Here is a 26770-nt window from a genome sequence, read left to right as displayed (position 1 = left end):
CTACCGAAGCGGAGGCTGCGCGTCTTATTTTGCGTACGTAATTACATATGTGGTTCTGCCTCAACCTGTCTAGCGCAGCACAATTTAGCCCATGTCCCTATCCTCCGATCCGGTAGCGCAATCTATTCGCGAAGTATATCCCTATCCGGTCGATCTCGAAAATTGTGATGTAGAGCCCTTGCGCCACATTCAGGTCGTACAGGCCCATGCCTGCCTGCTGGCGGTAGAGATCGATTCGCTGATTGTACGCTACGTAAGTGAGAATACCCTGTCCTTTTTGGGTAAGCCCTGGGAAGAGATCATCGATGCGCACGTAGATACGGTGCTCAGTGCAGAGGTCATCGGACAGATCCCGTTAGGTCTGGGACGGACCGGCGGATTCGACACGATCAACCCGATCCTGTCCATGGTGAAGATCTCCGGCAAGCAGCTCATGCGCAATGTCATCATCCACCGTACGGATGATCTCCTGCTCATCGAAGTGGAAGCCCGCGATTCAAACTTACAGACCGCGCAGTATCAACAGCTCCTGGCGCGTTCCATCAGTCGCATACAGAACATCACCGACCCCAACATTCTATTCCCCGATACCGCCCTGATCATCAAGCAGATATCGGGCTACGACCGCGTGATGGTCTATCAGTTTGACAAGGATTACAACGGGGAGGTGATCGCCGAAGCCCGCAACGAAACGCTGGAATCGTTTGAGGGGCTGCGGTACCCCCATACCGACATACCCAAGCAGGCGCGGGAGCTGTACCTCACCAATCGAATACGCCTCATCAGCAGTGCAGGCGAAGTACCCGCACGTATTCAGCAGAGTACTCAACTACCACAGGCTGCCCCCCTCGATCTTACCCTTGCAGGCAGCCGGGGGGTTTCCCCGGTCCACCTGGAGTACCTAGGATACATGGGCGTGAATAATTCGCTCAGTGTAGCCATCGTGCTACGGGGCAAGCTGTGGGGCCTCTTTGCGCTACACCATTACTCCCCGCGCCACATCGATTACGAGGTGCGCAACGTACTCATGTTTATCGGTGAGATCTTCAGCGGTCACCTCTCCCTTCAGGCAGCCAATCGCTACCGGGAGCAGACCCTTACCCGTAAACTAGCCCGACTAGCGATCGGTGAGCAGATCACCAAGACCAGGGACATATTTGCGGGCCTTACCACCGGCAATTACTCCTTGCTCAATATGTTCCCGGGTACTTCCGGGACCGCGGTGTACTTCGAAGGGCGCATGGAGCGACAGGGCGATGCTCCCGATGAAGCGGATATACTGGCACTTGCCGGGTGGATACGCGAACATGCCGCTTTTCAAGATCTATACTACGAGTCCGACTCGGTCAGTAAGGTTTTTCCTCCCTTTGCGGCCTACTGTGATTCGGCGGCCGGTGTGATGATGATCTTCCTGGACGCTACCCACAATGATTGGATCTGCTGGTTCCGACCCGGGATGGTGCAGCAGATCAGCTGGGGCGGCAAACCCAATAAGCAACTTGTAGTGACCGATACCAGCCGGCGGCTGGGTCCGCGGCAGAGCTTTGCCCGCTACGTGCAGACGGTAGAAGGCTGCTCCGCCCCCTGGACGGACGGGGAAATAGACACCGCCCTGGCCCTGCGCATTACCGTCATCAACAGCCTGATGCAGCGGTATACGGAGGTCAAAGAAATCAATGAACGCCTACAGAAGGCGTATGAAGACCTGGAGTCATTCAGCTACACCGTATCGCACGACCTGCGGGCTCCACTGCGGGCGATCAACGGTTACGCCGAAATACTGGAAGAAGAGTACGGGGAAGAGCTTAACGATGACGCGAAGACCCTACTCGGCGGCATCCAGCGGGGCGTCGAGCAGATGAACAGCTTTATCACCGATATTCTGGAACTGAGCCGGGTGGGTAGTGGTGGACTTCAACTGAAGACTACCGCCGTGATTCCGTTGATCCAGGATGTTCTGCTGGAACTAAATCTGGTTTACCTCCGCTCCCGGAAGATCGCAATTCATGTTGACGAACAGATACCTCCCGTAGTCGCCGATCCGCGCTTGCTACGGCAGCTCTATACCAACCTGCTCTCGAATAGCTTAAAGTACGTATTGCCTGACGCGCAGGGTGAACTTGCCATCCGGGCGGGAGCCTATTTTGACGAAGAGCTTCAGTGTACCGTGTATACCGTCAGTAATACCGGACCGGAAATACCGGTGGAGTACCGGCGCTCGATATTCCAGATGTTCTCCCGTATGTCCTCCAATCATGAGTCCGAAGGCACTGGAGTAGGCCTGGCAATCGTAGAACGTATCGTCGAACGCCATATGGGTAAGGTGTGGGTGGATGATACCGGACTGGGTGTCACCTTTCACTTCTACCTCAAGTCGGAGCACATTACGCAGTAATGGCTGAGCCCAGCAGTTATCCGCCCCAGGAATCCTACATCCTCTATGCCGAGGATAACTACATCGATGCGCGCTTTTTACTCCGTATCTTTTATAAGCAGTATCCGGAGCAGCACATCGTTCACCTGGAAAACGGTCAACTCGTCAAGGATTTTTTACTTAGGGCGCTAGAGGAGGGCACGCCCCTTCCCCACCTGGTTCTATTGGATATCAAGATGCCGGGACTCAGCGGGCTGGACGTACTTGAGTTTATTCGCTCCGAACGGCTGCTCCGTAAAATTCCCGTGGTGATACTGAGTGCATCCGGAGAGCAGCGGGATCTGACGCGAGCCTACCACTCCCGAACGAACGCGTACTTGATCAAGCCCGAAGGCTATCGGGGACTTAAACATGTAGTCCTATCCATCTACAGCTTTTGGTCACAGCATAACCGTATCGTTGTATGAGTAGTCCCCTACTCGCCGCCCTGCGGGCGGGCACTCAGCAAGCCCACCGAACCCTGGAGGAAATGACCTTGGGGGCCAGCATTATGGATGCGACCCTCAGTCTGGCAGAATACGAACGGATCCTGTCGTGGCAGCGCAGCGTCCATGAGATATTGGAACCCGGCCTGGTCGGTTTTGAATCTGGCATGTACCGGTACCGGCCGCGCTTCGTCTCCCCGACCGAACATCCTACCCCCCACCCCAGCGGAATTCTCGGTGTACTCTACGTCGTCGAGGGAGCCAGCCTGGGAGGTAGCCTGATCTACCGTAAGCTACGGACTAACCCGCGGCTTAGTGCCGCCGCCCCCTTCGCCTTTTACCGCGATCAGGCCGCGTGGGGCCTACAGCAGTGGCGGGCCTACGTCGGTATGCTCAGCGAACGCAGCTTTACCGAAGAGGAGATACAGACCAGCGTAAAAAGCGCCCAGGAAACCTTTGCGGTATTCGCCCGCACGTGGAAGGCCACGGAAGCCTAGTTACCTTCGCCCCATGCCCCCCGTACCCGTACTGTACCAACTCGACACCTGCTCTACCTGCCAGCGGATCCGCCGCACCCTCGGTGACCAGCCGGATCTGACCGTGGTCGATATCAAGACCACGCCACTCACGGCTCCCGCACTCGACCGGATGGCCGAGCTTGCCGGCAGCTACGCCGCCCTGTTTAGCCGGCGGGCCATGAAGTACCGCAGCATGGGGCTGGCCGATCAATCGCTCACCGAAGCCGATTACCGCCGCCTGATCCTGGAGGAGTATACCTTCCTCAAGCGGCCCGTCCTCCTCACCCGGGATCAGGTCTTCGCCGGAAGCGCTAAGGCTACCATAGCCGCCGCAAAAGCCGCCCTGGATGCCCGCTGAACCTACCCGCGACGAGATCACCGCCTACTTCCGGAGTCTGCAGGACAGTATCTGCAGCCAACTCTCCGCGGCGGACGGCGGCACCCCCTTTACCGAAGACGAGTGGGAACGCCCCGGCGGTGGCGGCGGCCGGGCACGCGTGCTGCTCGGCACCGACATCGAAAAGGGGGGCGTCAACTTCAGTAGCGTACACGGCGAGCTTTCCGCCGCCGCAGCGGCGAGCCTGCATACCGAGACGGGGGAGACGAGCTTCTACGCTACGGGGGTAAGCATCGTTCTGCATCCCCGCAACGTGCACGTGCCCATCATCCACATGAACGTGCGCTACTTCGAGCTCGACGGGGGCCGCTACTGGTTTGGTGGGGGCATCGACCTGACGCCCCACTACATCGTGCCCGAGCAGGCCAGCTACTTCCACCGGCAACTACAAGCTACCTGCGACCGCTTCGACGACAGCTACTACCCCCGCTTCAAGAAGTGGGCCGACGAGTACTTCTTTATCCCTCACCGCGACGAGACCCGTGGCGTCGGCGGCATCTTTTTCGACCGCCTGCAGCCCATCGCCGAGCGGAAATCCAAGCGAGAGCTGTTCGACTTTACGGCCGCGGTGGGAGAAACCTTCGCGCCTACGTACCTGCCCCTGCTCCTGCGTTCGCGCCATACCCCCGTTACGCCCGAACAGCGGCGCTGGCAGGAGTTGCGCCGGGGTCGCTACGTGGAGTTTAACCTGGTCTGGGACCGTGGCACGAAGTTCGGACTTACTACCAACGGACGTACCGAAAGCATCCTGATGAGCCTGCCGCCGCTGGCGGGCTGGACCTACGACTACCAGGCCGAAACCGGTAGCCCGGAGGCCGATACCCTCGCCCTGCTAAAGAAGGGCATCGACTGGTGAGCCAATCGGTGCACTACCGCGTTCAGTCTGCGTATGCCACGCGAAACCGCCTTTGATGAGACCGCTATTCTGGAACGGGCCCGCAACCTGTTCTGGGAGAAGGGCTACACCGCTACGTCCATCCAGGATCTGGAGGCCGCCCTCGGGATCCGGCGCAGCAGCATCTACAACACCTTCGGCGGCAAGCGGCAGCTCTACGACCGCACGCTGGCGCAGTACCAGGAAGAAAACCTAAGCCGGCTACGCACTGCACTACTTAATACGCCGGACCTACGGGCCGCGCTGATCACGCTATTCACCCAGGCCGCCTCTCAGTTACACCCCGAGTGCCTGACCTCCTCCCGCGGCTGCTACATCGTCAACGCCACCACGGAGATGGCCAACTCTTGCGCCGACGCCCTGACCTTCGTGAGTGACAACCGCGAGCAGTTCACCACTATCCTCCATGAGGCCCTGGCGGGGTCGCAGGTGCGCGGCCAACTGGATAAGGACGCAGACCCAATGGAGCTGGCTGACTTCCTCTTTCTGTGCTACAACGGCCTGCAGGTCGTAGTGCAGACCCGCATCGAGCGGCCCGCCCTCCTGCGCTCCGTAACCCGCTGCATTAACAGCCTACCTTGGACCTAGACCCCACCCCGTTTCAGAATCGCCTGCGCAAAATGGCGCGCCACCACGGGAAGTGGGCACGGCGGCAAGGCCTGCAGGCATACCGGATCTACGATGCGGACCTGGATGAGTTCCCGCTAACGGTAGATCGCTACGGCGACAATCTTTACGTGGCTATATATACCAAGGGGGAGACGGCAGGGGGGGAAGAAACTACCTACCGCCAACTGCTAGCCGATACGCTGGACGTGGCTGCGGAGCGCATTTTCTTTAAGTTGCGGCAGCGACAGTCGGGCAGTCAGCAGTACGAAAAGCTGGCGGCCGCACAGGAGGAGTTTTCGGTACGGGAGTACGACCGGCAGTTCTTGGTCAATCTGACGGACTACCTCGATACCGGACTGTTCCTCGATCACCGGCTACTTCGTAAGACAATTGGAGCGCAGGCTGCCGGTAAGCTCGTGCTCAACCTGTTTGCCTACACCTGCTCCTTCGGCGTGTATGCAGCTACGGCCGGCGCTACCCGTGTGGACAACCTCGACCTGAGCAATACCTACCTCGACTGGGGGCAGCGCAACTTCCGCCTGAACGGCTTGAACCCCAAGCAGCACGGCTTCATCAAGGCCGATGCGCTGCAGTGGCTGGCCGGTCCGGCTCGGGACACCTACGACCTGATCGTGCTCGACCCGCCGACCTTTTCCAACTCGAAGATGATGACCGACGTACTGGATACGCAGCGGGATCACGTCCAGCTGATCAACAGTTGTATGCGCCGGCTCGCACCGGGGGGTACGCTCTACTTCAGCACGAACTACCGCAAGTTCAAACTGGACGAAGGGGGCCTGGAGGGGGAGGCGAAGGAGATCACGCAGCAGACACTCTCACCGGACTTTCGCCGCAAGAATTTGCACCGCTGCTGGCTCATTCGAGCTTAGGACCTAATAGTTGCTCTGGAAAAAATCACCGTAGCCGTCGAAGGAGCGCGCCTTGAGGATCTCGCGGTAGTTGGTCTGGGATACCGGATAGACGGTGAAGCTTTGTCCCACGTCGTTGAGGAACTCCGTCTGGTGCTGCTGGGTGCTGCGGTAATACGCCTGGGCATCTTGCCCGGTCTTGAAGCGACGCAGGACTAGCACGGGCACCTCGTTATCCTGCCCGATGAAGATGGGGGTGGAGCGTAGGCGGTCCGTCTTGTTGTACTTCTCGTTGTAGGCTTCCAGCTTGTCCTTGAGCTCGTTGAGCTGTGCCTCCCGGTCGTCGAACACGACGAGGACGTAGTGGATCTCGTCCATACTTTCGCGGAATTTGCCGCCCGCTACGGCGGTAGCCCGGCCCGGTAGTCTGGCCCCGGTCTCGCCGAGTAATCGGAGGATCTCACGGGCACGGGTCTGCTCGGGGGTATCGTTGTATTGCGCTACCAATTGCTGCAGCGAACTGATGTAGGCGGCGCGCCCTTCGAGCTTGCCGGTCACCATGGCCTGCAGCAGGGCATAGCGCGGGAGCAGGGGATCGCCCTCGGGTAGGTCCGGCATGGCTCCGGTGATGAGCTGATTGGCGCGGGCGTAGTTTTCCTGTTCGAAGGCCTGATAGGCCACTTCGTACATGCGCGCGCGCTGACCGGCCTCCCCCACGAGCTGCTGGGCGTAGGAGGGATCGTTGGCCAGACGGGCAAACTTGCTATCGGGGTAGTTCTCGGCCAGGCGGGCAGCGTAGCGGCCGGCGGCAGCGGCATCCTTTTCGGTAGTGTGTAAGAGGTAGAGGTAATACCAGCTTTCAGCTTCGTACTTGGAACCGGGAAACTTACGGTCCAGCGTCTCGAAGGCCTCGATGGCGCGGGCATTATTCTCTACCCGGTCGCGGTACTCGCGCCCCAGGGTGAAGTAGGCATCGGCCAGCTGATCGCGCATCGTGGCCTGGGTCTGCGCATCTACGGGGATGTCGGCTAGAATGGCATTGATCTCTTCCTCGGTGACCAGGGCTACCTCAGCATTAGAGGGGGCACCGGCGGCGAGGTTATCGTCGACATCCGTGAAGAGGCTTGCATCGGTGCGGTTGCTGCGGCGCCAGTTGTCCTCCAGGGAGCGGTCGCCCCAGGTGCGGCTGAAGTCGCGGCTCCCCCGGCGGATGACCTGGTTGTCGTAGCCCCAGAAGCTGCTGCCACTGAGGGTACTGGCGGAGGCGGCCGGGTTCCTGATATTGATGCTGCCCTGTGTGGCTGGCGTACTGAAGTTGGCGGCCGAGTTGGTGGCCCGTCGCAGCTCGAACACTTCTTCGGCCCAGCGGCGGCGGTCGGGTTCGGCCAGGGTACCGATACGGAGCAGGCTATCGCGGAGGGTGATCTCCTCCAGGCTGCGGGCTACCCCGCTGAGCCGGTCGCGGCGGTCGCTGGTAGTGAAGTAGCGGCCATCGGTATCGGCCATCACCTGCAGGGTACTGTCGTAATACCGCTTGGCGGGCAGGTAATCTTCCTGTCCGTAGGCCATATCACCCAGCAATTGGTAAGCTTCGATGCGGGTGGCCCCGCCGCCGTAAGGGCTATCCAGGGCCCGGCGGAGGTAGTCGGCACCGCCCGCGTCGTCACCGCTGCGCATGGCGATACCGGCCATGGCGTAGTAGAGCTGGCTTTCGTACTCCAGGTTCTTCTCCTCCCGGGCCATACGTTCCAGTTGGCGAATGGCCTCGTCGGGGGAGCCGCTACCGCTCAGGTAGGCGTTCTGGGCCATATTGATGCGGGCACCGAGCTCGAATTCATAGGCGGGTTTGGCGGCCACGACCTGCTCGAAGGCAGCCAGGGCGGCCCCGGGCTGATTGAGCTCCTGATACAGCTGACCGGCGATGTAGTAGTAGCGCGCGCGCTCATTGCGCTCCTCGGCTACCTCGGCGGCGGCCTCTAGGTAGGGAATAGCTTCTTCGGGGCGTTGCTGCTGCAGGTAGTAATAGGCCTGTACGGCGATGGCCTTACGGCGCACGCTGGCGTAGGTGGAGCGGTCGTTGCGCAGGTCATCGAGGATGATCTGCGCCCGGTCGAAGTTGTCGCGCTTGATGAGCGTCCAGGCCAGCCACAGGCGGATCTCCTGGTGGGCGGGGCGGTGCTTGAGGATATAGCTGCCGGACTTCTTACCGTACTCGCCGCCGTCGGCGTCCGCGGCGTTGCGGTTGCCAAAGATCGAGATCATGCCTACGGGACCTTCCTCGGCCTCGGCGAACAGCTCGTCGGCCACCGGGTCGGGTTCGTTGTCGAGCCCCTCTACCTGGGTAGTATCGCTGGTGACCTTGGTGGGGGTGCGGATTCCGCGTTTGCGGTTGCGGATCTTTTCCTTGCGCTCCTTTTCCCGTTCGCGCTGGGCTTCCTTGCGTTCCTTATCGCGTTGCTTGATGGTGCGCTGCCGCTCGCGCTGGGCGTCGCGGCGGGCCTGCAGTTGATCGCGGCGGCTCTGGGCCTGGCTGCTTTCCACCTCGCGGCGGCTTTCGAACTCCTCTTCGGACTCGTCCGCCTTCTGGCCCTTCTTGACCTTCTTCTTGGGCGGGCGGGGGCGGAACTCGGTGGCGGCGAAGCTGAGGGTGCGCTCGGCACTCTCGTAGTCCTGCTTGATGAGCTGGGCCTGACCCACCAGGAGGTAGCTGTCGTCGGTCCAGTTGCTGTAGGGGTGCTTCTTGACTACGATGGCGACCTTTTCGATCGCGCGGTCGAGCTCTTCGGAGACGCCGGCTACGCTTTCGGCGGCCAGGAAGGGGAACATCTCCAGCCGCTGGTTGTAGTTGTCGGCGTGCTGCTCGTTGAGGACCAGGAGCGTCTCGTCCATGATCTCACGGGCGTTGAAGTAGCCGTTGTAGTGGGCGTTGGTGTTGTGCCACAGCTTTGCGATCGCGCCCTGTTCTTCACGGCTCTTGGTGGACTTGCAGCTGATGAACACAAGCTGCAGGGCCAATAGAAGAAATACGTAGCACGTTAGCTTTTTCAAATCGTTGGTAGTCTTAAGTGTCTGCTTTGCCCTTCACCCTATCTTTGCCCCCGGAGGGGCAAACGTACAGGTTAGGGCGTAAAGTACCCGACCGCACCGCTTTAACGCCATTCACCATGGAGGAACCACAGAAGACTAACCGCTGGAAGCGCCTCCGGGAAAAAAGCCGCGACGAATACCAGCTAGTCGTGCGCAACCTGCAGAACTACGACGAGGTCGGTAGCTACACCCTCACCCCCCTGAACGTCTATATCCTGTTCTCCGGCGTATTCGTGATCATGGCATTCCTGGTCGTACTGCTACTGGCCTTCACGCCGCTGCGGCGGTACATACCGGGCTACGGCGACGTGGTGCAGCAGCAGGAACTGACCGAACTGGAGGGCGCCCTCACCGAACTCAGCGACCTGGTAGAAAGCCAGCAGACCTACATCGAGAACCTGAAGCGGACGGTGCTGGGGGAAGTCACCACGGTAGACAGCCTGGCGGAACGCGAGGTGGTAGTGCCCCGGGAGGTCATCGCCGCCCTCCCCCCCTCGGAGGCGGAGATCAAACTGCGGCGTGAACTGGAGCAGGAGCGGCAGGGCCGAGTGGGTACCACCCAGTCTGCCGCCGCCCCGCCCTCCCCCGGCAGCGACGCGGTCTCCCTGGCCCAGGTGTATCTGGTGACCCCGGTGAACGGAGAGATCAGTGCGGGCTTCGACCCGGCCAGCGCGCACACCGGCGTAGATATTCTGGCTCCCCAGCACACGGCCATTAAGGCGGTGCGGGCGGGCATCGTATTCATGTCGGAGTTCACCAGCGCCAACGGCAACGTGATCGGCATCCAGCACGACCACAACCTGATCAGCTTCTATAAGCACAACGAACAGTTGCTCAAAGAAGTAGGCGACCGTGTGCAGCAAAGCGAGGCCATCGCCATCATCGGCAATACGGGCACCCAAAGTACCGGACCCCACCTGCACTTCGAGCTGTGGTACGACGGCCGGGCGGTGGATCCGCGCGACTACCTGAGCTTCTAGATGCTCTTTAATTCGCTGGACTTCTGCCTGTTCCTGCCCCTGGTGTTCGTCCTGTACTGGTACGGGACCCGGCACAGCCTGCGGGCCCAGAACGCACTGATCGTCCTGGCCAGCTACGTCTTCTACGGCTGGTGGGATTGGCGGTTCCTACTGCTCATTCTGGGCAGCACCGCCGTGGATTTTTGGGTCGGGCGGCGGATCGCGGCAAGCAGCGGCGGGCGGCGGCGGGCGTACCTGGGCGTGAGTATCGCGGTCAATCTGGGGGTACTGATCTACTTTAAGTATGCCGACTTCTTCCTGGCCTCCTTCGCCGAGGCCTTTACCTTTTTCGGTCACCCCTTCAGTCGTCAGGCCCTGGGGGTAGTCCTGCCGGTGGGCATCAGTTTTTATACCTTCCAGACGCTGAGCTACTCGATCGACGTATACCGGGGAAAGCTACCGGCCAGCAACGATCCGCTGGCCTTCGCCGCATTCGTAAGCTTCTTTCCGCAACTGGTGGCCGGGCCCATCGAGCGGGCCACCCGACTGCTGCCACAGTTTGGCCGGCGGCGGGAGTTTGACTACGATCAGGCAGTCTATGGCGGCAAGCAGATCCTCTGGGGGCTGTTCAAGAAAATGGTCGTGGCGGACAATTGCGCGGTCGTGGTTAACGAGGTATTCGCCGATCCTGGCGCGTACGCGGGAAGTACCCTCCTGCTGGGGGCGGCGCTGTTCGCCTTCCAGATCTACGGCGACTTCTCGGGCTATTCGGACATCGCCATCGGTACGGCGCGGCTCTTCGGGATACGCCTGACGCGCAACTTCGCCTACCCCTACTTCTCCCGCAACATCGGCGAGTTCTGGCGGCGGTGGCACATCTCGCTGTCCACCTGGTTTCGTGACTACCTCTACATCCCCCTGGGAGGCAGCCGAGGCACGCAGGTGCGGGTGATCAGAAACACCTTTGTCATCTTTCTCGTCAGCGGGCTCTGGCACGGGGCCAACTGGACCTTCGTGATCTGGGGCGGACTGCACGCGCTCTACTTTCTCCCCCTACTCCTGACGGGCCGCAACCGCAAGTATACCGGCATCGTGGCGGCAGACCGTAAGCTACCCAGCGGCCGCGAAGCCCTGGGCATGCTTGGCACCTTCACCCTGGTGACGATAGGTTGGGTATTCTTCCGGGCGGATAGCCTGGGCGAAGCCTGGCTCTACCTGGAGCGTATAGCTTCGGCCTCCTTGTTTGCAGAGCCGATCTTTCCCGGTCGGCGCGATGCACTGGTGACGGTAGGCTTCGTGCTGTTGCTGTTAGGCATAGAGTGGTGGGGGCGTAGGCGGGACGTACCGCTGCTGCAGGTAGAGGGCATCCTCCCGCGCCGCCTGTGGATCATGTTCTACTACGCCTTTGCCGTCTGCACGCTACTCGCGGCGGGCCGGAGTCAGGCCTTTATTTACTTTCAGTTCTGACCCCGTCGTATGGCTCCACGCACCCGCTTTATGCTGCTCTGGATGGGACTCGCCGTAGTAACGGTGGGAGTACTGTACGGTGTATTCTACCGGGCGGACGGCTACGCCGACCCTTACTACTTACGGTTCACTAGTCCGCCGCAGCGGTCGCTCATCCTCGGCACCTCGCGGGCGGCGCAGGGCCTACAACCCGCCGTGCTGAACGAGGTACTGGACCGGGATGACCTGTACAACTTCGCCTTCACCATCGGCACCTCCCCCTACGGACCGGCCTACACCAGCCTGATCGAGCGAAAATTAGTGCCGGCCACGAATACCGAAGGTCTGTTCATCCTGGCCATCGACCCCTGGAGCCTGTCGGTGAGCTGCCCCACTGGCCCCGATAGCCTGTGTCTGGACGAGCAGGACCGCTTCACCGGTCAGCTACGGGAGGTATCGCAACAGCCCAACTTCGCGTACCTCCTGGACCACTACGGCTCCCCGTACTACCGCATTCTACTCCCCGCGTCCCGCGATATGGCCGTACAGGCCGACGGCTGGCTGCGGGTTGATATCGAGATCGATTCGGCCGACTTCGTAGCCAACCGCGACGAAAAGCTCCTCCCCTACCGGCGGTACGCGCAGACCTGGCGCTACTCCGACTACCGGGTCCGCTCCTTGGTCCGGTTGATCCGCTCGCTGCAGACCAGGGGGGAGGTCTTCCTCGTCCGCCTACCCGTAGACCCGGCCATGCTGGCGATCGAAGAGGCGTACCTACCGGGCTTCCGTGATTCGATCGAAAGTCTGGCAACGCGTAACGGAGTCCCCTATCTGGACCTTACTATAAACAGCGCCGGCTACCGTACGCTTGACGGCCACCACCTGGAGCAGGCTTCCGGTCGACGGGCCAGCCGGGAGGTCGGCCAGTGGATACGCAGACAGCTAGCTGAGTAGATTATACAGCAACTGCACCGCCAGGATCTTGCCGATCAGCACCACCGGCAGCATACGCGTGTACCCGATCGTCGGGTAGCGGTTACCCGCCTGCTCTACGGCAAACTCCAGGACGGCGGGCTGGGAGCCCACCATGCCCCCCAGGAAGCTGAAGGGGATGCGCAGCACCCGGTAGCCGATAATGATGGTAGCGGCCGTGGTGGTCAGTGCGATTACTCCGCCGGCCAGAAAGAGCTTGAAGCCCAGGTCGGTCTGCAGGGTCTGGTAGAAGGTCTGGCCGGAACGGATTCCGATCCCCGCCAGCAGGAAGATTAAACCTAACTGTCGCAGGGTGAGATTGGCACCGTAGGGGAGCGTCCAGACGATAGGCCCGGTGCGGCGCAGCTGACCGAGCAGCAGCGCTATGATGAGCGGTCCGCCGGCAAAGCCCAGACTGAAGGAGTAGCCCCCCGGTAGCGCAAAGGTGACCATACCCAGCAGCAGACCGAAGGTGATGCCCAGGCCGAAGGAGAACAGATTGATCCGCGAGAGCGCCTCGTAGCTGTTGCCGAACACCCGGAACACTTCCGGCAGGTCATCGCGGTGGGCCACCAACAGGATCCGGTCACCGAGCTCCAGCACCGTATCACCACTGGCCAGTAGGTCCATATCGCCCCGCTGTACGCGGGTGATCAGGACGTTGAATTTTTCCTGCAGGTTGAGCGAGGCGATGGACTTGCCGGCGATCTCGTCGTTGGATACGAAGATGCGGCGCACGTCGAACACCGAGCGGTCGTGATTGAGCTGCCCCTCGGCGGCCGGGCCCACGAAGGCCGCCGCCTCCCGGATCGCTTCCTCGGAGCCCACTAGCACGATCAGGTCACCGGCGACCGGCCGCGTATCCCAGGTCGTAAGCGTAGTGCGGCCCTCGTGCGAGCTACGCCCGAAGGCGATTCCGATACTGTGCTGCTGCCGCCATTCACGGATGGTGTGGTTCACCAGGTCGGGGTGCTCCACGCGGAAGGTGCGGCTGATCAGCTCCTCCCCCATGGGGTAGTCCTTCTGCAGGCTCCGGAACTCCTCCCGGTAGTCGATCTTGAATAGGCGCTGCAGTACAAACAGACCCAGCATTACGCCCAGCACCCCGAGGGGATAGGCCAGCGAGTAGCCCACCACGGCCTGCTGACTCACCGCATCCCGCGCGTCCAGCGGCGTATTCTTCTGGATCGCGTCGAGTAGACCCGCCAGGGCGGGGGTATTGGTACTGGCTCCGGCGTAGAGTCCGCCCGTAGTCGCCGCATCGAAGTCGAGCCACACCCCAATCCCGTAGGCCAGGGCCGCCGAAAGCAGGATAGTACCCAGCGCGAAGTAGATATCCCGGAAGCCATTGCGCCGGAAGCTGGCAAAAAAGGCGGGCGCGGAGCTCAGTCCTACGGTATAGACGAATATGGCCAGCCCCAGAAATACGATCAGCTGCGGCACCTCCAGCCGGGGGTCGAGCGCCCCGAAGCCCAGGCCCACGAAGAGTACGGCGGCTACACCTAGTTTGAAGCCCTTGATGCGGATCTCCCCCAGGCCGTAGCCGAGGGCCATGACGGCGAACAGCAGGAGCAGGGGGCTGGTAGTGAGAAGGTCGATCATACGCTAGGTGAACATCTTGCCTACCCCGTTAGTCAGCAGACGCCGCAGGGCGGGTACCCCATGGGTAAAGCGGAGGTAGCAGAAGAATAGGCTACAGATCAGCCCGCCCCGTACCAGCACTTGCATCGACGTCCGCGCCTCCAGGGGTAGGAACCACCCGATGAGCCCGGCGGTCACCAGGGCTAGTGTGGTGTATAACTGACTGACGGTCAGCGGCTGCAGCCGCATTTTCCAGTACACGAAGGCTACTTTGCACACATTGTACAGCAACAGCGAAACCAGCGTGGCCAGGGCCGCCCCCGTCATGCCGTAGCCCAGCACGGCGATAAAAATATAGTTGAGAAAAACGTTCAGGATGCCGAGGAGTAGCACCAGGCCTACGTTCCAGCGGTAGTAGTCCGTCATGCCGATCAGGTTGCCGTTGATGCTGGTGAGCAGGTCGAACAACTGCGCACCGCCCAGTAGCAGTACAGCGGCATAACCGATCCGGTAGGCTTCGAGGGCATCGGTGAGTCCGTAGACGTAGGGCAGGCACACTACCGAGCCCACGTAGATCAGTCCACCCACCGCATAGAGCACCTGTGCGCTCTCCTTGTAGAGAAAACCCAGATGCGCCATATCGCGCTCCTGCCAGGCGCGGGCCACGATGGGGGAGGTGATGGCGTTGATGGCCACCGTGGGGATGATGATCACGTTCATCACGTACTTGGCGATGGCGTAGATGCCAGTGTCCGTATCGCCCAGTAGGGTGTTGATGCTTGCCGTGTCGAGCTGCGCGCTGAGCCGCGAGCCCAGCGCACCGAAGACGCTGAACAGCGCCAGACTATATAGTTGCCGCACCCGCACCTCCCCGAGCGCCAGCTTACCCCAGCCCAGCCGCAGGATGCCCAGATGCCTGGCGTACACCACCAGCCCTACGGCGGCCAGCCCGTACAGCCCCACCAGCCAGGCGGTCACGGCGGTTTCCGATAGGTAGCCGTACACCGCGGCCAGCACCAGCAGTGGTACGCCCACCTTGATGAGCAGGTTGTTGAACACCACGGGTAGCGCGATGCGCTGAAAGTTGACGAGGTGGGAGGTCAGCACGCCGGCGTACACCAGCGCGCCCGTCACGCCGATGATGGCCCAGCGACTGTCTTCCAGCACCCCCTGCCCTACGGCCAGCCGATCACCGAACGCCACATTGAGCAGGCATACCAGCAGCAGCGCCAGGGTACTGACTACCAGACTACGCGTCAAAAGTTGTCCGGCCCCCTCCACCTCATCCTCCCCCCGCAAGTACGGCAGGTAGCGCACCATCACCGCCGGTGTACCCAGCAGCACGAGCGGCACCAGCAGGGTGGCAAAGCTGACGATCCCGTCCAGGTGCCCCTTCAACGCCACGTCGAGGGGGTAGATCAGCAACTGGCTCACCGCCCCTATGGCCACCCCCACCAGGGATACCACATTGTTTTTGATGGTCTGCCGCTGGATCACCCCCACTGCTCAGGCTTTTCTGCGTAGGTGAGAGTAGAGTTTAGCCAGCTCGCTCAGGCGCAACCGGCGCCCGGTCACGATGCGGTGAGTACGCAGCCAGTCCGACAGCCGGGGCAGGTAGCGCAGTAGCCGACGCGCAGTACCGGCACTGAAGCGGCGCAGCTTGTTGCCCGCCACGTAAGCCGTCTTAGGTCCTTCAATTCGGGCGTAGCTATACGGTTTCCCGTAACTGCTTGCGAACAGTCCGTACTTCAGGGTCCCGACTGAGTCGGGACGGGTGCAGGGGGGAAGACCGGGCGTAGTGAGTGTTTTCATCAGCTCCGCGAAGGTCTGTGGGTGATAGACCGCCCCCTCCCCCTCGTAGAACGCTCTGCCGTACAACACGCTGGCCGTACCCCAGTAGGTAGCTTCTACGCCGATGGTGGAGGCGAAGGCGAGCACTACGTCGGCGTGATCGCAGAGCGTATAGGTATCGACCGTATCGGTGGGTCGCAGCAGGGTCAGGTTGTCCTGCTGAAGGGCGTACAGCTCCTGCGTCTGCGCGTTATCGACTACGCTCAGGTTGGGGTGCATGCGGATGTAGACGTGCACGTCGTCGCGCCCCCGCAGCTGTGCCAGTACGGCCGTAATAGCTTCGTTTTGATTCGTATACAATGGGGTGCGCCATTCGGCGATGGCCTGCATCTCGTCTTCCGAGCTGTTGAACACCACGATGTTGTGCTTGGCCGGGTCGAAATCGTCCGGCAGCTGGCCCGTCGTCATGGCATCGAGGTAGCTGCGGTCGTCGCTTGCCGTGCCCCGGCGCTTTTGTTCGTACCAGGCGCTGGCGCGGCGTTCCCGTTCGTCTGCCGGCGTACTATCCCACAGTTCGTTCATGAGTCGCCGGCGGGCGGCGATACTGTGGGGCAGGCTGTTGCGAAACTCCTGGTACAGCTGGATACTACCCCCCCGCTCGTGGCAGACGTAGTCGATACCGCGATCGCGACACAGCTCCACCATCGGCCAGAGCTCCGAGTGCCGTCCGTTGAACAGCACCACCTCGCTTGGTCGCACTTCATCCAGCACACGCCGGTAGTTACGCAGGGCACCCACGGCATTGCAGCATTCCAGCTCGACCAGCGCGCGGTGCCGGCCCCGGGGCTGCACATCATAGTCCCGCAGGATGGAGATGGTCGACGAGGCCACCCCCCGGCCGATGTTGATGCCCTCGTAAGTCAGTTCCATCAGCTCCCCTACCGTAGCGGGTGCCTCCCCGTACTGCGCGGGAAACAAGCTGCGGTCGAGCTGCCGCGTACGCACACCGGCCTGATCCGCCGTAGCGTGGGCCCGTGCCTGACACACCGCGCAGCCCAGCAGATTATGGGTGCTGTTGAGGCTGCAGCTGCGCAGACAGGCCCCGCAGTGCAGCACCACCACCTCGTGGCCCGCCCGCAGCCGCTGCTGGATCAGCTCGGCCTCCGTAGCCTGGTGTAGAGGACTGATGCCCTGAAGGGATAGGAAGAGGGTGGTCATAGGGGCGGGGGCGCGGGTGCGGTGAGTTGTGCACGAATCTCATCACCAATAACGCGTACGTTATGCGCTACAGCTAGTCCCAATACGGAATTTTCGTGGTAGTACGCATCGCAGTTTGCGGGTAGGGTTCGGGCCAGTAACGCTGCGGTAAATGCCCTCCCCTGCCCCTCTGGTTTCGACGGGCTCCGCTGCATGATCTCCGTAGCCGCCCGACGGGCAGTGTCTACACTGGTGACGGAGTACACTCCCGGCCCGCCGAGGTAGTAGGTCAGACCGAAGGCGAGCACCGGTATACCGAGCCAGATAGATTCGTAGCCCACCGTACCCGTTACCGTGGCCACCGCTACCGCGTGCTGCCTCAGCCTCAGGCTGCTCACCCCACTCGCAATGAAGTGTAGGCGGGGAGACGCCGCGAATAGCTCGCAGTAGCCCTCGCCCCGACCGACCAACCCCTGGGCCGGGTGTTCCTTGACGTACACCTGCACCTGCTCCGGAAAGGCCGCCAGCAGGGCATCTACCATCAGGTACTGATCCACGAATACGCCGCCCAGGGGGGAGGTAGTCGCCTCGGGCTGGTAGTGCAGCGCCAGGTAGATGTAGGGCTGATCCAGGTCTGGGGTATCGGTAGCGATCGCTGCATACCGCTCCGCAAATGTACGGTCGGCGCGTACCTGCAGGAAGCGCTTCTCGGCCAATAGGTACCAGGCATAGCGCAGTCCAGAGGGGGAAACCATCCGCCGCCAGTCGGTGCGTACTTTGGTGAGCGCCCTGCGTATCCAGTGCCGCTCGCGCCTTTGCTTCTGGCGGCGCACGATGCCGGTCTGCATATAGAACGGAGTCCGCTCCCGGCCCGTCTCGTACTGCTTCTGTATACGGATTTCAGTGGCGATCAGTAGTTGCACGTCCGCCTCGCCCAGTATACTCACCGGCCTGGTCGACTGCTCCCCCAATTGCGCTATCCTACGGAGCGGAAGCAGTACATCGGGGGTCCACTGATAGAAGAAAACCGTCCTGATACCCAGCGCCTGACACAGCTCGTAGACGATGTAGTCGACGGTTTCGTGAGGCACATTGGAGCAGATGAATCCTTCGATCTTGCGCTGTGTAAGGAACCGTAACCAGTAGTTAAAGTGCTTGCGCAGGGTGGTCTCGCGCTGCGCGTAGCTCACTGCGGGTCCGTAGCGATCCAGGCGGTCCTGCATTTTGAGTACTACCGGCTTGATGCGCGCGTAGCACTGCAGCAATTCATCGGACCACGATACCTCCTGCTGTACTGGAGGGACTACGTCTGGGTTGAGCTGGAGTACTTCCTGGTGGTCGAGCACCAGTAGTCCGTCGCGGGATACCTGCTGTTCTTCGCCCAGGTTATCCCGGATCCAGTAGACCGTACCCCCGTCAGGCGCACTGACGAACGATTCGACCAGGCCGGTTACCGCTGCGGTTCCAAATCCATTAAACAGCAGATTCATGGCGGCGAAGGTACTGTACCCGCTACCGGGCGGATGCCCTTTACTGCTTCACGAATCGCTGTAGCCCGAAGCGATCTCCGCGGAAGGCCCGCACGAAGTAGGTACCCGGTGACAGGCCCTCGATGTTGAAAGTAGTCTGCGGCTGAGAAGTTAGTACAGCTCCTGTGATGGACACGAGCTCGAAGCGATCGAATTGCTCCACAGTATTGATCGTCAGGTAGATACTGGCAGGATTGGGACTTAGCTGGAAGAGATCATCCGCAGCATAGTCACGGGCGGGATCACGCTGCGCTAGTGCAGTAGGATCGTCGTCCTCCGGCTCTTCCGTCACGGTGGACTCTATAGCCTGTAGCGCCGTCCAACGTAAATAAAGTCCCAGATCTTCCGCGGTAGCTACCGTAAGCGGGTTAGGGTACTGCTTAGATCCGATGGCAGGATCTACGCTTGGATGATCTACCCAACGAATGTAGACATCAAAGCCTTCCATGGTAGGGTCGTAGACCGAAGCGGTCCCGGTCATAAACCAGTGATAGCCGCCGAGGGATTCTAGGGTAACTATGTATTGGGGTACACTAGTGAAGTTACAGCCCCGGGTGTCGACATGTACTCGGATCCCCTGTACGGGCTCGGAGGTGATAGTGCGGTAGGGCTCCCATTCCGCTGGCTGGGTCACTCCTTGGCAAATCTGGCTGGTGGTGGAACTGAGTTGGCCATTCAAAAAAGTAGAAAATAGCAATGTCACTAGAAAAACGACCGAAGGAACAAATGCAAACATGGCTGCTTAATTTAGGGTAATCTTTGAAGGAGATGCTCTCTATTTTTTAGGATTCTTTTCTCAAGAATACAAGTTCATGACCGCATCAAATCGTTTGAACTGTTATATAGGTATAACCCCACCACCACCCACAAGCCCCGAAAGTTCATCACGTCCTTAAACACACTGACCAGCAGAAACAGTAAGAGCAACACGGCAGCCACCGTAAGCTGCTGCGGGCGGTAGTAACACAGGGCCAGCACCAGTGCCAGTAGAGCTAGCAAGCCGGGCAGACCAGTTTCGGCAAAGGCACCGGTCCAGGCGGAGTGGGGATCGAAGCGGCCAAAGTGCGGAACGAACTCTCCCGGTAAACTAGCCGCCGTCGAGTAGGCTGCGAACTGTCCCGGGCCTACACCTAGCCACGGATGGGCAAGGCCCACCCGGACCGCCGCGCGCTTGATGGGTAGGTAGACCGTCTCTACCAACTGATAGTCCCCCCCACGGGCCAGGGCGGTATCCGTCGTGTAGGGATTCGTCTGTAAATCGGTAGCGGCTGGAACAACGACCCAGTGTGTACCGACGAGTAGTACGATTCCCAAGCCCGCTATCACTAGCGCATGCCAGTACCGCCTGCCGGGCAGGAGCAGGATTACCCCCAGGGGGAGTAAGAGAAGTTCCTTACTCAGCGTGGGTATGGTAGCCAAGCCTATGATCCACCAGCACCAGTTACTGCCCTGCTTAGCGGTGGCGTAGGCCATTAAAAAGCCTGGTAGTAGCAACATCACCCACATACCGTAGGTATTGGCCGTACCCCGCATGCGGTATACATCGCCCAGGTATGGGTAGTCGGCATGGAAGGAGGTCCAGTGGAGTAGGTCGGTTACTCCCCAGGCGATCATGCTGTAATACATAAGACCAAACGCGGCTACAGCTACCGTGCCCCATATCCACCAGCGCAGTAGTTCGTGGCCTCCGTAGCGGTTGACATGGCAGAGGGTAATGATCGTGACGAGGACCAGGTAACAGCGCGCGCCGCCCTCCAGTATCGCACCCGCGGTTCCCGCCCATAGCCCCGACAGTAGGTTTAGCCCTGCATACAGCACCAAAATGATGGAAACCACACGGTATCGACGAAACTGCGTCAGCAGATCGTGCCGAAATACCCACAGCAGGGGCAGAAACAAGCATTCGGTTAGCTGGACTTGGTGCAGTGGCGCGGGTAGCTGCAGCAGACGGGGCAGTAGCGTACTGATGGCATAGAGCGGCAGCAGGTAGCGTATCCACCCCATCACTTCACCCCACCCCAGGCTCCGTCCCACTGTGCGATCATGTAGGCACCGAGCTGCTCCAGGTCCGGAGACCACGGTAGCGTACCGCTATTCGCCTTCCAGGTCTGGTAACTTCCCAGCAACCAGGTGCGGGGAGATTCCGTAGCGCTGTATACCCGACCGCCGTGGGTACCTTCTACCAGTTGACGAAGCTCCGGGTCGTCGGGCCCGTTGACCAGCGCCACGATGGGCCGGCCGGACGATAAGTAATCGTACAACTTGGCCGTGAGGACGCCGTAGTAGTCCGGAGCAGACCAGTTGAGCAACAGCAGCAACTGCGCCTCCGCCTGTAGCTTTTGCGCGGCCGCAGGTGCGATGTAGCCCCGGGTATTGCAGTGAACGGCGGGATGCAAGGCTTCCAGCCACTTGGTCCAGAGCGCATCGTCCTTGCCCCGGTAGATGAGCTCGATATCGTGGGGGTCGACCGCCCCGCTCTGTACCAGCTCGTTGAGCGCTTCGATCAGGGGGGTGATCGACTGCAGACGCTGGTAGACACTGCCGGTATAGACGATGGTGAACCGGTCGGTCTGCGGAGCGGTGGTCGCGGGTGGCAGAGTCAGTAGTTGGTTCCGGCGCACCGTAGCGGCCGGAAAGAGTTCGCGCAGGTACTGCACCTGCCCCTCTGACACGCCCCATACTTCACTGGCTTGCTCCACGACCCAGCGGGCCCACCGTCGTTGCAGGGCGGGCCACCATACGTCCTTACGCACCGGATCAGCGTGCAGGTCACGAAAGTCCGCAATCCAGTGTAGGTGGGGATAACGTCGCTTCAGGCGGCGGGCCACCAGGTGGTCGGACCACGGGCGGAAGGAAGAAAAGACGGTATTGATCCCCTCGGTTTCGATCAGACGGACTGCCTCGCGGTAGGCCATGTGGCGGTAGGCCGGTCCACCATCGTCGGTCAGGTACAGGAAGGGGAAGGATTGGCGCAGCCGCAGCAGCGGACCACTCAGGCGGCGGCGGTAACTGTCGTAGGGGAGCGTCTGCGCCGGTCCATTACCTCCGGCGATGGAGCGCAGGTCGCGGTTGGGCAGGGCGGTGACCCGCAGGCCGGGTGGATCATCGCCGGCGAAGTTGCGATCGCCCCGAATGACGAACACTTCATCGTACCGCTTTCTAGCCCAGGCGGCGAGGTGGCCGAGCCTACGACCGGCTACCGCGGGGCGGGGCGGGAAGTAGCTGGTGATGAAGAGGATTTTTTCCGCCGCCAAGGGTGCATCATACTTTTGCTGAGAAAACGGGAACCTCGGGGAAGGTACGGTACACGAGGTCTGACTGCGGTTGGACGATGACCCAGGCGGTAAGTAACAAGATTTTGAAGTCTACCCCGAAAGACTGGTTGGCCTGGTACCACTGCTCGATCTTGCCCTTGTGGGGGTAGATCACATTGCGGTAATAGGCCCAGGTATCTTCGCCCCGATTGCGCACTTCGGTGATCAGCTGCTCCTCGTCCCGGAAGACGATGCTACCGATTCCGGTGATGCCCGGCTTGACGTTGTAAATCACTTCCTGTACCGGTGCGGGGTACTGGTCGAAGCTCTTTTGCATGACGGGGCGCGGCCCCACGAAGCTCATATCACCAAAGAGTACGTTGAGTAGCTGGGGGAGCTCGTTGATCTTCGATTTGCGCAGGAATCCGCCCATCGGTGTGATCCGGGGGTCGCGCGTAGTGGTGATGATACCCCCCTTCATATTGGGGCTATCTTTCAGCATCGTGGCAAACTTGTAGATATTGAAGAGCCGGTTGCGGTAGCCCACCCGCTCCTGCAGGTAAAATACGTGGCCCTCCCCCGTAAGTTTCAGGCCGATGATGATGGGGATCAGCAGGGGACTGAGCACGAGCAGGGCCAACACGGAAAACGTAAGGTCGAAAAAGCGTTTAATGAGGGGGTACATGCTTACATTTTCTGGTCGAGGGAACGACCGGTCTCGATGTGCTCGAAGTTGGGGATGAAGTTGGTAATCAAGCGCACAATGGCAGCCTTGTCGATGTGAGAGTCCTGAAACAGGGCATTGAGCTTCGCAAACATCACCTCCAGATCCTGTGCCGACTTCCGCGGAGCGTTCTTGATCACGCCGAGCTGCTCGAAACGTTCGCGATCGATTTCCTCTCCTTCCGTATAGAACTCTTCAAATTGCTTCTCCCCGGAAGTCGTACTCCCAAAAAAGAAGACGGGATATTCCTGTGCATCCGGACCAAGCGCGGCGGCCGCTTCCCGGGCTTCCTGCTCCGAACTACAGTAGCGGGGCCGGTAGTTTCCGTATTCGCGTAGAAAGTCCTCGGCGATACTAGAAAAGGTGCGCATTTGCTCCTCCCGCAGATTAGGAAAGACGATCTCGCCGGTTTGCCCTACGATGCAGGCCAGTAAGCAGAGTTGACCGGATTCGGCTGGAGAGACAAAGTAGCGCTTCACGTCGCTGGGGGAGCTTAAAGGCTGTCCCTTCATCATCCGCTCGATGAACCCGAAGAGCAGGCTACCATTGGAGAAGGCCACATTAGCAAAGCGCGCGGTCGTGATCTTGAGCCGATTGGAGTAAGCTAGGATGACCTCCTCCATGAGTTTCTTACTGGCTCCCATCACGTTGACGGGATTAGCGGCCTTATCCGTAGACACGCAGAAGAAGTGCTGCGGCGGATAAGCCAGCAGTAGTTCCAGTAGGTGCTTGGCCTTGAGGACGTTATTGTCTACCATCGCCTCGATGCTGTAGCGGTCTTTTTCGCTGCGCACGTGCTTGTGAGCGGCGAAGTTGGCTACGATGTCGAAGGGTCCTTCGTTGGCTAGCATCTTGGCAAAAACCGTGCCGCCAAAATCGATGGGGTACGGCTTGTAGTCGTCGGGGACCGTAAGGTCGGCGCGCGAACGCAGGTCCCTGGTCAGTTCTGTAAGCCCATTCTCATTGGTATCCACGACGAAGAGCCGGGCGGGGCCGTACTGGAGCAGGGCACGGATAAAGGACGAACCGATGGTACCGGCCCCACCGATCACTAGTGCGGACTTACCACTAATCTGTTGCCGAAGGAGTGCATCGTGCGTGGCTAGGTCAGCGGCGAACAAGCTCTCGTCCCGTGCGGTGACGTACTGCGCGATAAATTGATCAAGGCTAAAGTGCTTCATAAATCTGGGAAGATGGTGATCAGCTGTAAAAAGCGCGAACGTGACCGACCACTTCGGCCAGTTGGTCGTCCGTTAGTCCGCTGCTACTGGGTATACTGATTGCGGTAGCGTGTACGGCACGGGCGTTGTTTGCTTCGGTAACGTAGCGCAACCGCTCGTACATGGGTAGATCGTGCATCGGGGTCCAGAATGGCCGCGACTGTATGCCCCGGTCATTGAGGTAGGTTAGCAGTTCCCGCATCCGTCCGGTACGAAAGGTAAAGAGCCAGCAGTTGGGATCTACCCCCGGGGTGATACGCTGAAAGCTGATGTCCCCTACCCCACCGAGTTGCTCGCGGTAGTAAGCGTCCATGTGTTTTTTGCGCCGGATCAGGTCCGGAAGCTGCTCCAACTGGGCCACCCCGATGGCGGCCAGTACATTGACCAATCGGTAGTTGTACCCTACCTCATCGTGAAAGTAGTCGAGCGGATCTGTTTTAGCTGTTGTGGTAAGGTGTTTAGCGCGGGTGGCCAGGTGTTCATCCTGGGTAAATACCATGCCGCCGCCGCCGGTAGTGATGATCTTGTTACCGTTGAAGCTACTGGTACCGAACACGCCGAAGGTGCCAGCATGTTGTCCCTTGAAGGTAGAGCCCAGCGCCTCGGTACTGTCTTCGATGATCGGGATGTGGTAGGCCTCGCTGAGCTGCTGCAGCCGGTCCATATCGCACAAATTACCCAGCACGTGGACGGGCATAATTGCCGCGATCCTACGACCGTCCTCCCGCAGAGTACATACTGTATCGGTTATCGAGGTATGTTCGGCGAGCCAGCGCTCCAGCAGCTTCAGATCAAGCTGCCAGCTAGCGGGATCTACGTCGATCAGTAGGGGATCCGCCTTCGTATAGGAGATAGCGTTGAGGGTAGCGACGAAGGTGAGGTTAGGGGCCAGTACGTAATCCCCCCGGCCAATACCGAGCAAGTTCATGGCCGTATGCAGACCGGCCGTACCATTCATGCACGATATAGCATACTTGCTACGGGTGAAGGCCGCAATATCCTCCTCGAACCGGCTGACGTATGCACCCGCCGTTGAGACCCATCCCGTGTCGAGGCACTCCTTCACATAGGTCCATTCGTTACCGGCGAGGTGAGGGATAGAGAGGGGGATCATACCTTGAGTTTAGCTGGGTTACCGTACATGGTCTGCCCCGGAAAGACGTCGCGCAAAACTACGGCACCTGCACCGATAATGGCTCCTTTGCCGACCTTTATTCCGGGAAGGACAACTGCACGGGCTCCGATGAACGCTCCCGCACCGACGGTTACGTTTCCGGTCAGTACCGCTCCGGGAGCTATGTGCGCAAAGTCACCGATCCGGCACTCGTGCTCCACCACCGCCGCACTATTGATGATGGCCCCCTGGCCAATCTCGGTCAGTGCATTGACCACCGCTCCCGGCCCGACTAATGTGCCCGGACCGACGGTAGCTATTCTAGATACTTGACTACTGGGATGTACCGCGGCCGGAGCTGCGGTGTAACCCATAGCAAGGAGCTGCTCACTGACCCGGCGACGGATCGTATTCGAGCCGATGGCTACAAAAAAGTCCGCTGCCCGTAACTGGTAAGCTGCCCGTTCACCGGCCTCCGGTCCGAAGAACGTGAGCCCGAATGGGTTGACTATCTTCTGCTCGCGGTCGCAGTATCCCACTATAGGACGGCCCGCGCTACGCAGTACGTCGGCCACCACGAATGCATGGCCGGAATAACCGATCAGTAGTACGGAGCGATTCACCGTCCTTTAGCGGTAAGTAGTGCCCGGTAGCGGTCCAGGATCAACCCATGGATCACCCGACGGTCAAACTGTGTCTCCACCTTATGGCGTAGAGCTTCAGCCATATGTCGCATACGCGGGCGGTTGGTTAAGGCCTCCTGCAAGCAGATACGGAGCGCCTGCGTGTCACCGACGGGGAAGCTCAGCCCCGTTTCCCCGTTACTGACAATATCGATATTTCCCGGTATGGCGGAACAGACGATTGGACATTTCATGGCGCCTGCTTGTAGCGGTACATTAGGAAAGCCTTCCCGGTGGGAGGCGTGCACTAGCACGTCGGCCAGATCGAGGAAGGCAGCTACGTCATCCGTCCACTCGATATGGATGATGGACCGATCTTCGGCGATGGTCCGGAGGTCCTCTTCGCCCAGGGTCTCTTCCGGGCGTTCTCGTTCGATGGGCCCGATCAGCACCAGACGCAGGTCGGGGAAGTCCTCCTTCAGCTGACGGAAGGCGGTGAGCACTTCAGGAATGCCCTTGTCGCGTACCACGCGTCCTACCGCCATCAGGTAATTAGCATCGGCGCGGTAGTCCAGGAGGTGTTCCGCCGCCGTGCGGGCGGCCGTCCGCACGGCGGCGGGTGAGAAGACTTCCAAATCGATCCCGTTCGTGGATCCCTGCCCGATCATGGATAGCTTCCGTTCCGGACACAGTTGGTGCGTCTGCATATAGGACATAATACTGTCGCTGTTTGGCCACACGTGCTGGGCGGCGGCATACGTCAGTTTCTCCATAGCAATGAGTAGTTGCCGTTTGCGGCCGGTAGCCGTCATGAAGGGCAGTCCGGCGATGGTGTGGATTCGGATAGGGACTCCGGCAAGCTTAGCGGCCAGCATACCCAGCAGACCGGCCTTAGGGGTATGGGTATGCACGATATCGGGCCGGTACTCACGCATGAGCTGTACCAGTACGCGCAGACAGTTCAGGTCCTGCACCGGGGTGATGGCACGGGTAAACGGGATGATCACGTGCTTGCAGCCCTCCGCTTCGAGGACTAGGGGGCGCTCCGGTCCGTCTGCACTCCCCAGCAGCACATCCATCCCCGCCGCCGCCATATACCTAGGTTGCCCCGTAAGTAGCAGGCGGA

23 protein-coding genes are annotated in these 26770 nt (G+C 60.3%); 10 read left to right on the top strand and 13 right to left on the bottom strand.

What is annotated here, in order from left to right:
- Nucleotides 1–91 precede the first annotated feature (91 nt).
- From MJQ68_RS01455 to MJQ68_RS01425, 7 genes are read left to right on the top strand one after another with little or no spacing between them, the layout of a single operon-like run.
- A complete protein-coding gene (locus tag MJQ68_RS01455) occupies nucleotides 92–2395 on the top strand; it encodes an ATP-binding protein (RefSeq protein ID WP_238749197.1) in 2304 nt (767 codons plus the stop codon).
- Nucleotides 2395–2841, top strand: coding sequence for a response regulator (locus tag MJQ68_RS01450; RefSeq protein ID WP_238749196.1), 447 nt, complete (start codon nucleotides 2395–2397; stop codon nucleotides 2839–2841). The genes MJQ68_RS01455 and MJQ68_RS01450 overlap by 1 nt, the downstream gene beginning before the upstream one ends.
- Nucleotides 2838–3356, top strand: coding sequence for a biliverdin-producing heme oxygenase (locus tag MJQ68_RS01445; RefSeq protein ID WP_238749195.1), 519 nt, complete (start codon nucleotides 2838–2840; stop codon nucleotides 3354–3356). The genes MJQ68_RS01450 and MJQ68_RS01445 overlap by 4 nt, the downstream gene beginning before the upstream one ends.
- Nucleotides 3357–3369: 13 nt before the next feature.
- Nucleotides 3370–3735 (top strand): arsenate reductase family protein, encoded by a 366-nt coding sequence (locus MJQ68_RS01440; RefSeq protein WP_238749194.1) that lies wholly within the window; start codon nucleotides 3370–3372, stop codon nucleotides 3733–3735.
- Complete coding sequence (hemF, locus tag MJQ68_RS01435; protein ID WP_238749193.1) at nucleotides 3725–4630, top strand: oxygen-dependent coproporphyrinogen oxidase; 906 nt, start codon at nucleotides 3725–3727, stop codon at nucleotides 4628–4630. The genes MJQ68_RS01440 and hemF overlap by 11 nt, the downstream gene beginning before the upstream one ends.
- Nucleotides 4631–4663: 33 nt before the next feature.
- Entirely contained in the window at nucleotides 4664–5257 is a 594-nt protein-coding gene (locus MJQ68_RS01430) for a TetR/AcrR family transcriptional regulator (RefSeq protein WP_238749192.1), read from the top strand.
- A complete protein-coding gene (locus MJQ68_RS01425) occupies nucleotides 5248–6168 on the top strand; it encodes a class I SAM-dependent methyltransferase (protein ID WP_238749191.1) in 921 nt (306 codons plus the stop codon). The genes MJQ68_RS01430 and MJQ68_RS01425 overlap by 10 nt, the downstream gene beginning before the upstream one ends.
- Nucleotides 6169–6171: 3 nt before the next feature.
- Here the strand turns inward: MJQ68_RS01425 and porW are convergent, their stop codons facing one another.
- Nucleotides 6172–9162, bottom strand: a complete 2991-nt coding sequence (gene porW / locus MJQ68_RS01420; RefSeq protein WP_238749190.1) for a type IX secretion system periplasmic lipoprotein PorW/SprE — start codon at nucleotides 9160–9162, stop codon at nucleotides 6172–6174.
- A 149-nt stretch (nucleotides 9163–9311) separates the two neighbouring features.
- Between porW and MJQ68_RS01415 the strand changes: the two genes are divergently transcribed.
- Genes MJQ68_RS01415 through MJQ68_RS01405 form a run of 3 tightly spaced genes read left to right on the top strand, consistent with a single transcriptional unit; the run spans nucleotide 9312 to nucleotide 12593 of the window.
- Complete coding sequence (locus MJQ68_RS01415) at nucleotides 9312–10214, top strand: M23 family metallopeptidase (RefSeq protein ID WP_238749189.1); 903 nt, start codon at nucleotides 9312–9314, stop codon at nucleotides 10212–10214.
- A complete protein-coding gene (locus tag MJQ68_RS01410) occupies nucleotides 10215–11660 on the top strand; it encodes an MBOAT family O-acyltransferase (RefSeq protein ID WP_238749188.1) in 1446 nt (481 codons plus the stop codon).
- 9 nt (nucleotides 11661–11669) lie between these two features.
- Nucleotides 11670–12593: a hypothetical protein gene (locus tag MJQ68_RS01405; RefSeq protein WP_238749187.1), complete on the top strand. Its 924-nt coding sequence runs from the start codon at nucleotides 11670–11672 to the stop codon at nucleotides 12591–12593.
- On the opposite strand, the gene MJQ68_RS01400 is transcribed toward MJQ68_RS01405, so the two are convergent.
- From MJQ68_RS01400 to MJQ68_RS01345, 12 genes are all read right to left on the bottom strand, one after another.
- Nucleotides 12582–14213, bottom strand: coding sequence for an aspartate:alanine exchanger family transporter (locus MJQ68_RS01400; RefSeq protein ID WP_238749186.1), 1632 nt, complete (start codon nucleotides 14211–14213; stop codon nucleotides 12582–12584). The genes MJQ68_RS01405 and MJQ68_RS01400 overlap by 12 nt on opposite strands.
- Nucleotides 14214–14216: 3 nt before the next feature.
- Entirely contained in the window at nucleotides 14217–15695 is a 1479-nt protein-coding gene (locus MJQ68_RS01395; RefSeq protein ID WP_238749185.1) for a lipopolysaccharide biosynthesis protein, read from the bottom strand.
- A 3-nt stretch (nucleotides 15696–15698) separates the two neighbouring features.
- Complete coding sequence (locus MJQ68_RS01390) at nucleotides 15699–17201, bottom strand: capsular polysaccharide export protein, LipB/KpsS family (RefSeq protein ID WP_238749184.1); 1503 nt, start codon at nucleotides 17199–17201, stop codon at nucleotides 15699–15701.
- Nucleotides 17198–18670 carry a capsular polysaccharide export protein, LipB/KpsS family gene (locus MJQ68_RS01385; protein ID WP_238749183.1) on the bottom strand — a complete coding sequence of 491 codons (1473 nt, stop codon included), beginning with the start codon at nucleotides 18668–18670 and terminating at the stop codon, nucleotides 17198–17200. The genes MJQ68_RS01390 and MJQ68_RS01385 overlap by 4 nt, the downstream gene beginning before the upstream one ends.
- Before the next feature lie 40 nt (nucleotides 18671–18710).
- Nucleotides 18711–19190: a T9SS type A sorting domain-containing protein gene (locus tag MJQ68_RS01380; RefSeq protein ID WP_238749182.1), complete on the bottom strand. Its 480-nt coding sequence runs from the start codon at nucleotides 19188–19190 to the stop codon at nucleotides 18711–18713.
- A 329-nt stretch (nucleotides 19191–19519) separates the two neighbouring features.
- Nucleotides 19520–20713, bottom strand: coding sequence for a hypothetical protein (locus tag MJQ68_RS01375; RefSeq protein WP_238749181.1), 1194 nt, complete (start codon nucleotides 20711–20713; stop codon nucleotides 19520–19522).
- A complete protein-coding gene (locus tag MJQ68_RS01370; protein ID WP_238749180.1) occupies nucleotides 20713–21963 on the bottom strand; it encodes a glycosyltransferase family protein in 1251 nt (416 codons plus the stop codon). The genes MJQ68_RS01375 and MJQ68_RS01370 overlap by 1 nt, the downstream gene beginning before the upstream one ends.
- A 7-nt stretch (nucleotides 21964–21970) precedes the next feature.
- Nucleotides 21971–22648 (bottom strand): sugar transferase, encoded by a 678-nt coding sequence (locus tag MJQ68_RS01365; protein ID WP_238749179.1) that lies wholly within the window; start codon nucleotides 22646–22648, stop codon nucleotides 21971–21973.
- Nucleotides 22649–22650: 2 nt separating this feature from the next.
- The gene (locus MJQ68_RS01360; protein ID WP_238749178.1) at nucleotides 22651–23868 is read right to left on the bottom strand and encodes a polysaccharide biosynthesis protein; all 1218 of its coding nucleotides are present in this window, start codon (nucleotides 23866–23868) and stop codon (nucleotides 22651–22653) included.
- A 19-nt stretch (nucleotides 23869–23887) separates the two neighbouring features.
- On the bottom strand, nucleotides 23888–25021 hold the full coding sequence (locus MJQ68_RS01355) for a LegC family aminotransferase (protein ID WP_238749177.1): 1134 nt from the start codon (nucleotides 25019–25021) through the stop codon (nucleotides 23888–23890).
- Nucleotides 25018–25644 carry an acetyltransferase gene (locus tag MJQ68_RS01350; protein WP_238749176.1) on the bottom strand — a complete coding sequence of 209 codons (627 nt, stop codon included), beginning with the start codon at nucleotides 25642–25644 and terminating at the stop codon, nucleotides 25018–25020. The genes MJQ68_RS01355 and MJQ68_RS01350 overlap by 4 nt, the downstream gene beginning before the upstream one ends.
- On the bottom strand, nucleotides 25641–26738 hold the full coding sequence (locus tag MJQ68_RS01345; protein ID WP_238749175.1) for a glycosyltransferase family 4 protein: 1098 nt from the start codon (nucleotides 26736–26738) through the stop codon (nucleotides 25641–25643). Before MJQ68_RS01345 ends, MJQ68_RS01350 begins: the two co-directional genes overlap by 4 nt.
- Nucleotides 26739–26770 lie beyond the last annotated feature (32 nt).

The organism is Neolewinella maritima (assembly GCF_923081025.1).
Lineage (GTDB): Bacteria > Bacteroidota > Bacteroidia > Chitinophagales > Saprospiraceae > Neolewinella > Neolewinella maritima.
This window is presented reverse-complemented; position numbering and strand designations above follow the sequence as displayed.

Bases quoted from the DNA above. Each gene is read 5' to 3' on its own strand.
- MJQ68_RS01455 (WP_238749197.1), top strand. From the start codon at position 92: ATGTCCCTATCCTCCGATCCGGTAGCGCAATCTATTCGCGAAGTATAT.
- MJQ68_RS01450 (WP_238749196.1), top strand. From the start codon at position 2,395: ATGGCTGAGCCCAGCAGTTATCCGCCCCAGGAATCCTACATCCTCTAT.
- MJQ68_RS01445 (WP_238749195.1), top strand. From the start codon at position 2,838: ATGAGTAGTCCCCTACTCGCCGCCCTGCGGGCGGGCACTCAGCAAGCC.
- MJQ68_RS01440 (WP_238749194.1), top strand. From the start codon at position 3,370: ATGCCCCCCGTACCCGTACTGTACCAACTCGACACCTGCTCTACCTGC.
- hemF (WP_238749193.1), top strand. From the start codon at position 3,725: ATGCCCGCTGAACCTACCCGCGACGAGATCACCGCCTACTTCCGGAGT.
- MJQ68_RS01430 (WP_238749192.1), top strand. From the start codon at position 4,664: ATGCCACGCGAAACCGCCTTTGATGAGACCGCTATTCTGGAACGGGCC.
- MJQ68_RS01415 (WP_238749189.1), top strand. From the start codon at position 9,312: ATGGAGGAACCACAGAAGACTAACCGCTGGAAGCGCCTCCGGGAAAAA.
- MJQ68_RS01410 (WP_238749188.1), top strand. From the start codon at position 10,215: ATGCTCTTTAATTCGCTGGACTTCTGCCTGTTCCTGCCCCTGGTGTTC.
- MJQ68_RS01405 (WP_238749187.1), top strand. From the start codon at position 11,670: ATGGCTCCACGCACCCGCTTTATGCTGCTCTGGATGGGACTCGCCGTA.
- MJQ68_RS01400 (WP_238749186.1), bottom strand. From the start codon at position 14,213: ATGATCGACCTTCTCACTACCAGCCCCCTGCTCCTGCTGTTCGCCGTC.
- MJQ68_RS01390 (WP_238749184.1), bottom strand. From the start codon at position 17,201: ATGACCACCCTCTTCCTATCCCTTCAGGGCATCAGTCCTCTACACCAG.
- MJQ68_RS01385 (WP_238749183.1), bottom strand. From the start codon at position 18,670: ATGAATCTGCTGTTTAATGGATTTGGAACCGCAGCGGTAACCGGCCTG.
- MJQ68_RS01380 (WP_238749182.1), bottom strand. From the start codon at position 19,190: ATGACCGGGACCGCTTCGGTCTACGACCCTACCATGGAAGGCTTTGAT.
- MJQ68_RS01375 (WP_238749181.1), bottom strand. From the start codon at position 20,713: ATGGGGTGGATACGCTACCTGCTGCCGCTCTATGCCATCAGTACGCTA.
- MJQ68_RS01365 (WP_238749179.1), bottom strand. From the start codon at position 22,648: ATGTACCCCCTCATTAAACGCTTTTTCGACCTTACGTTTTCCGTGTTG.
- MJQ68_RS01360 (WP_238749178.1), bottom strand. From the start codon at position 23,868: ATGAAGCACTTTAGCCTTGATCAATTTATCGCGCAGTACGTCACCGCA.
- MJQ68_RS01355 (WP_238749177.1), bottom strand. From the start codon at position 25,021: ATGATCCCCCTCTCTATCCCTCACCTCGCCGGTAACGAATGGACCTAT.
- MJQ68_RS01345 (WP_238749175.1), bottom strand. From the start codon at position 26,738: ATGGCGGCGGCGGGGATGGATGTGCTGCTGGGGAGTGCAGACGGACCG.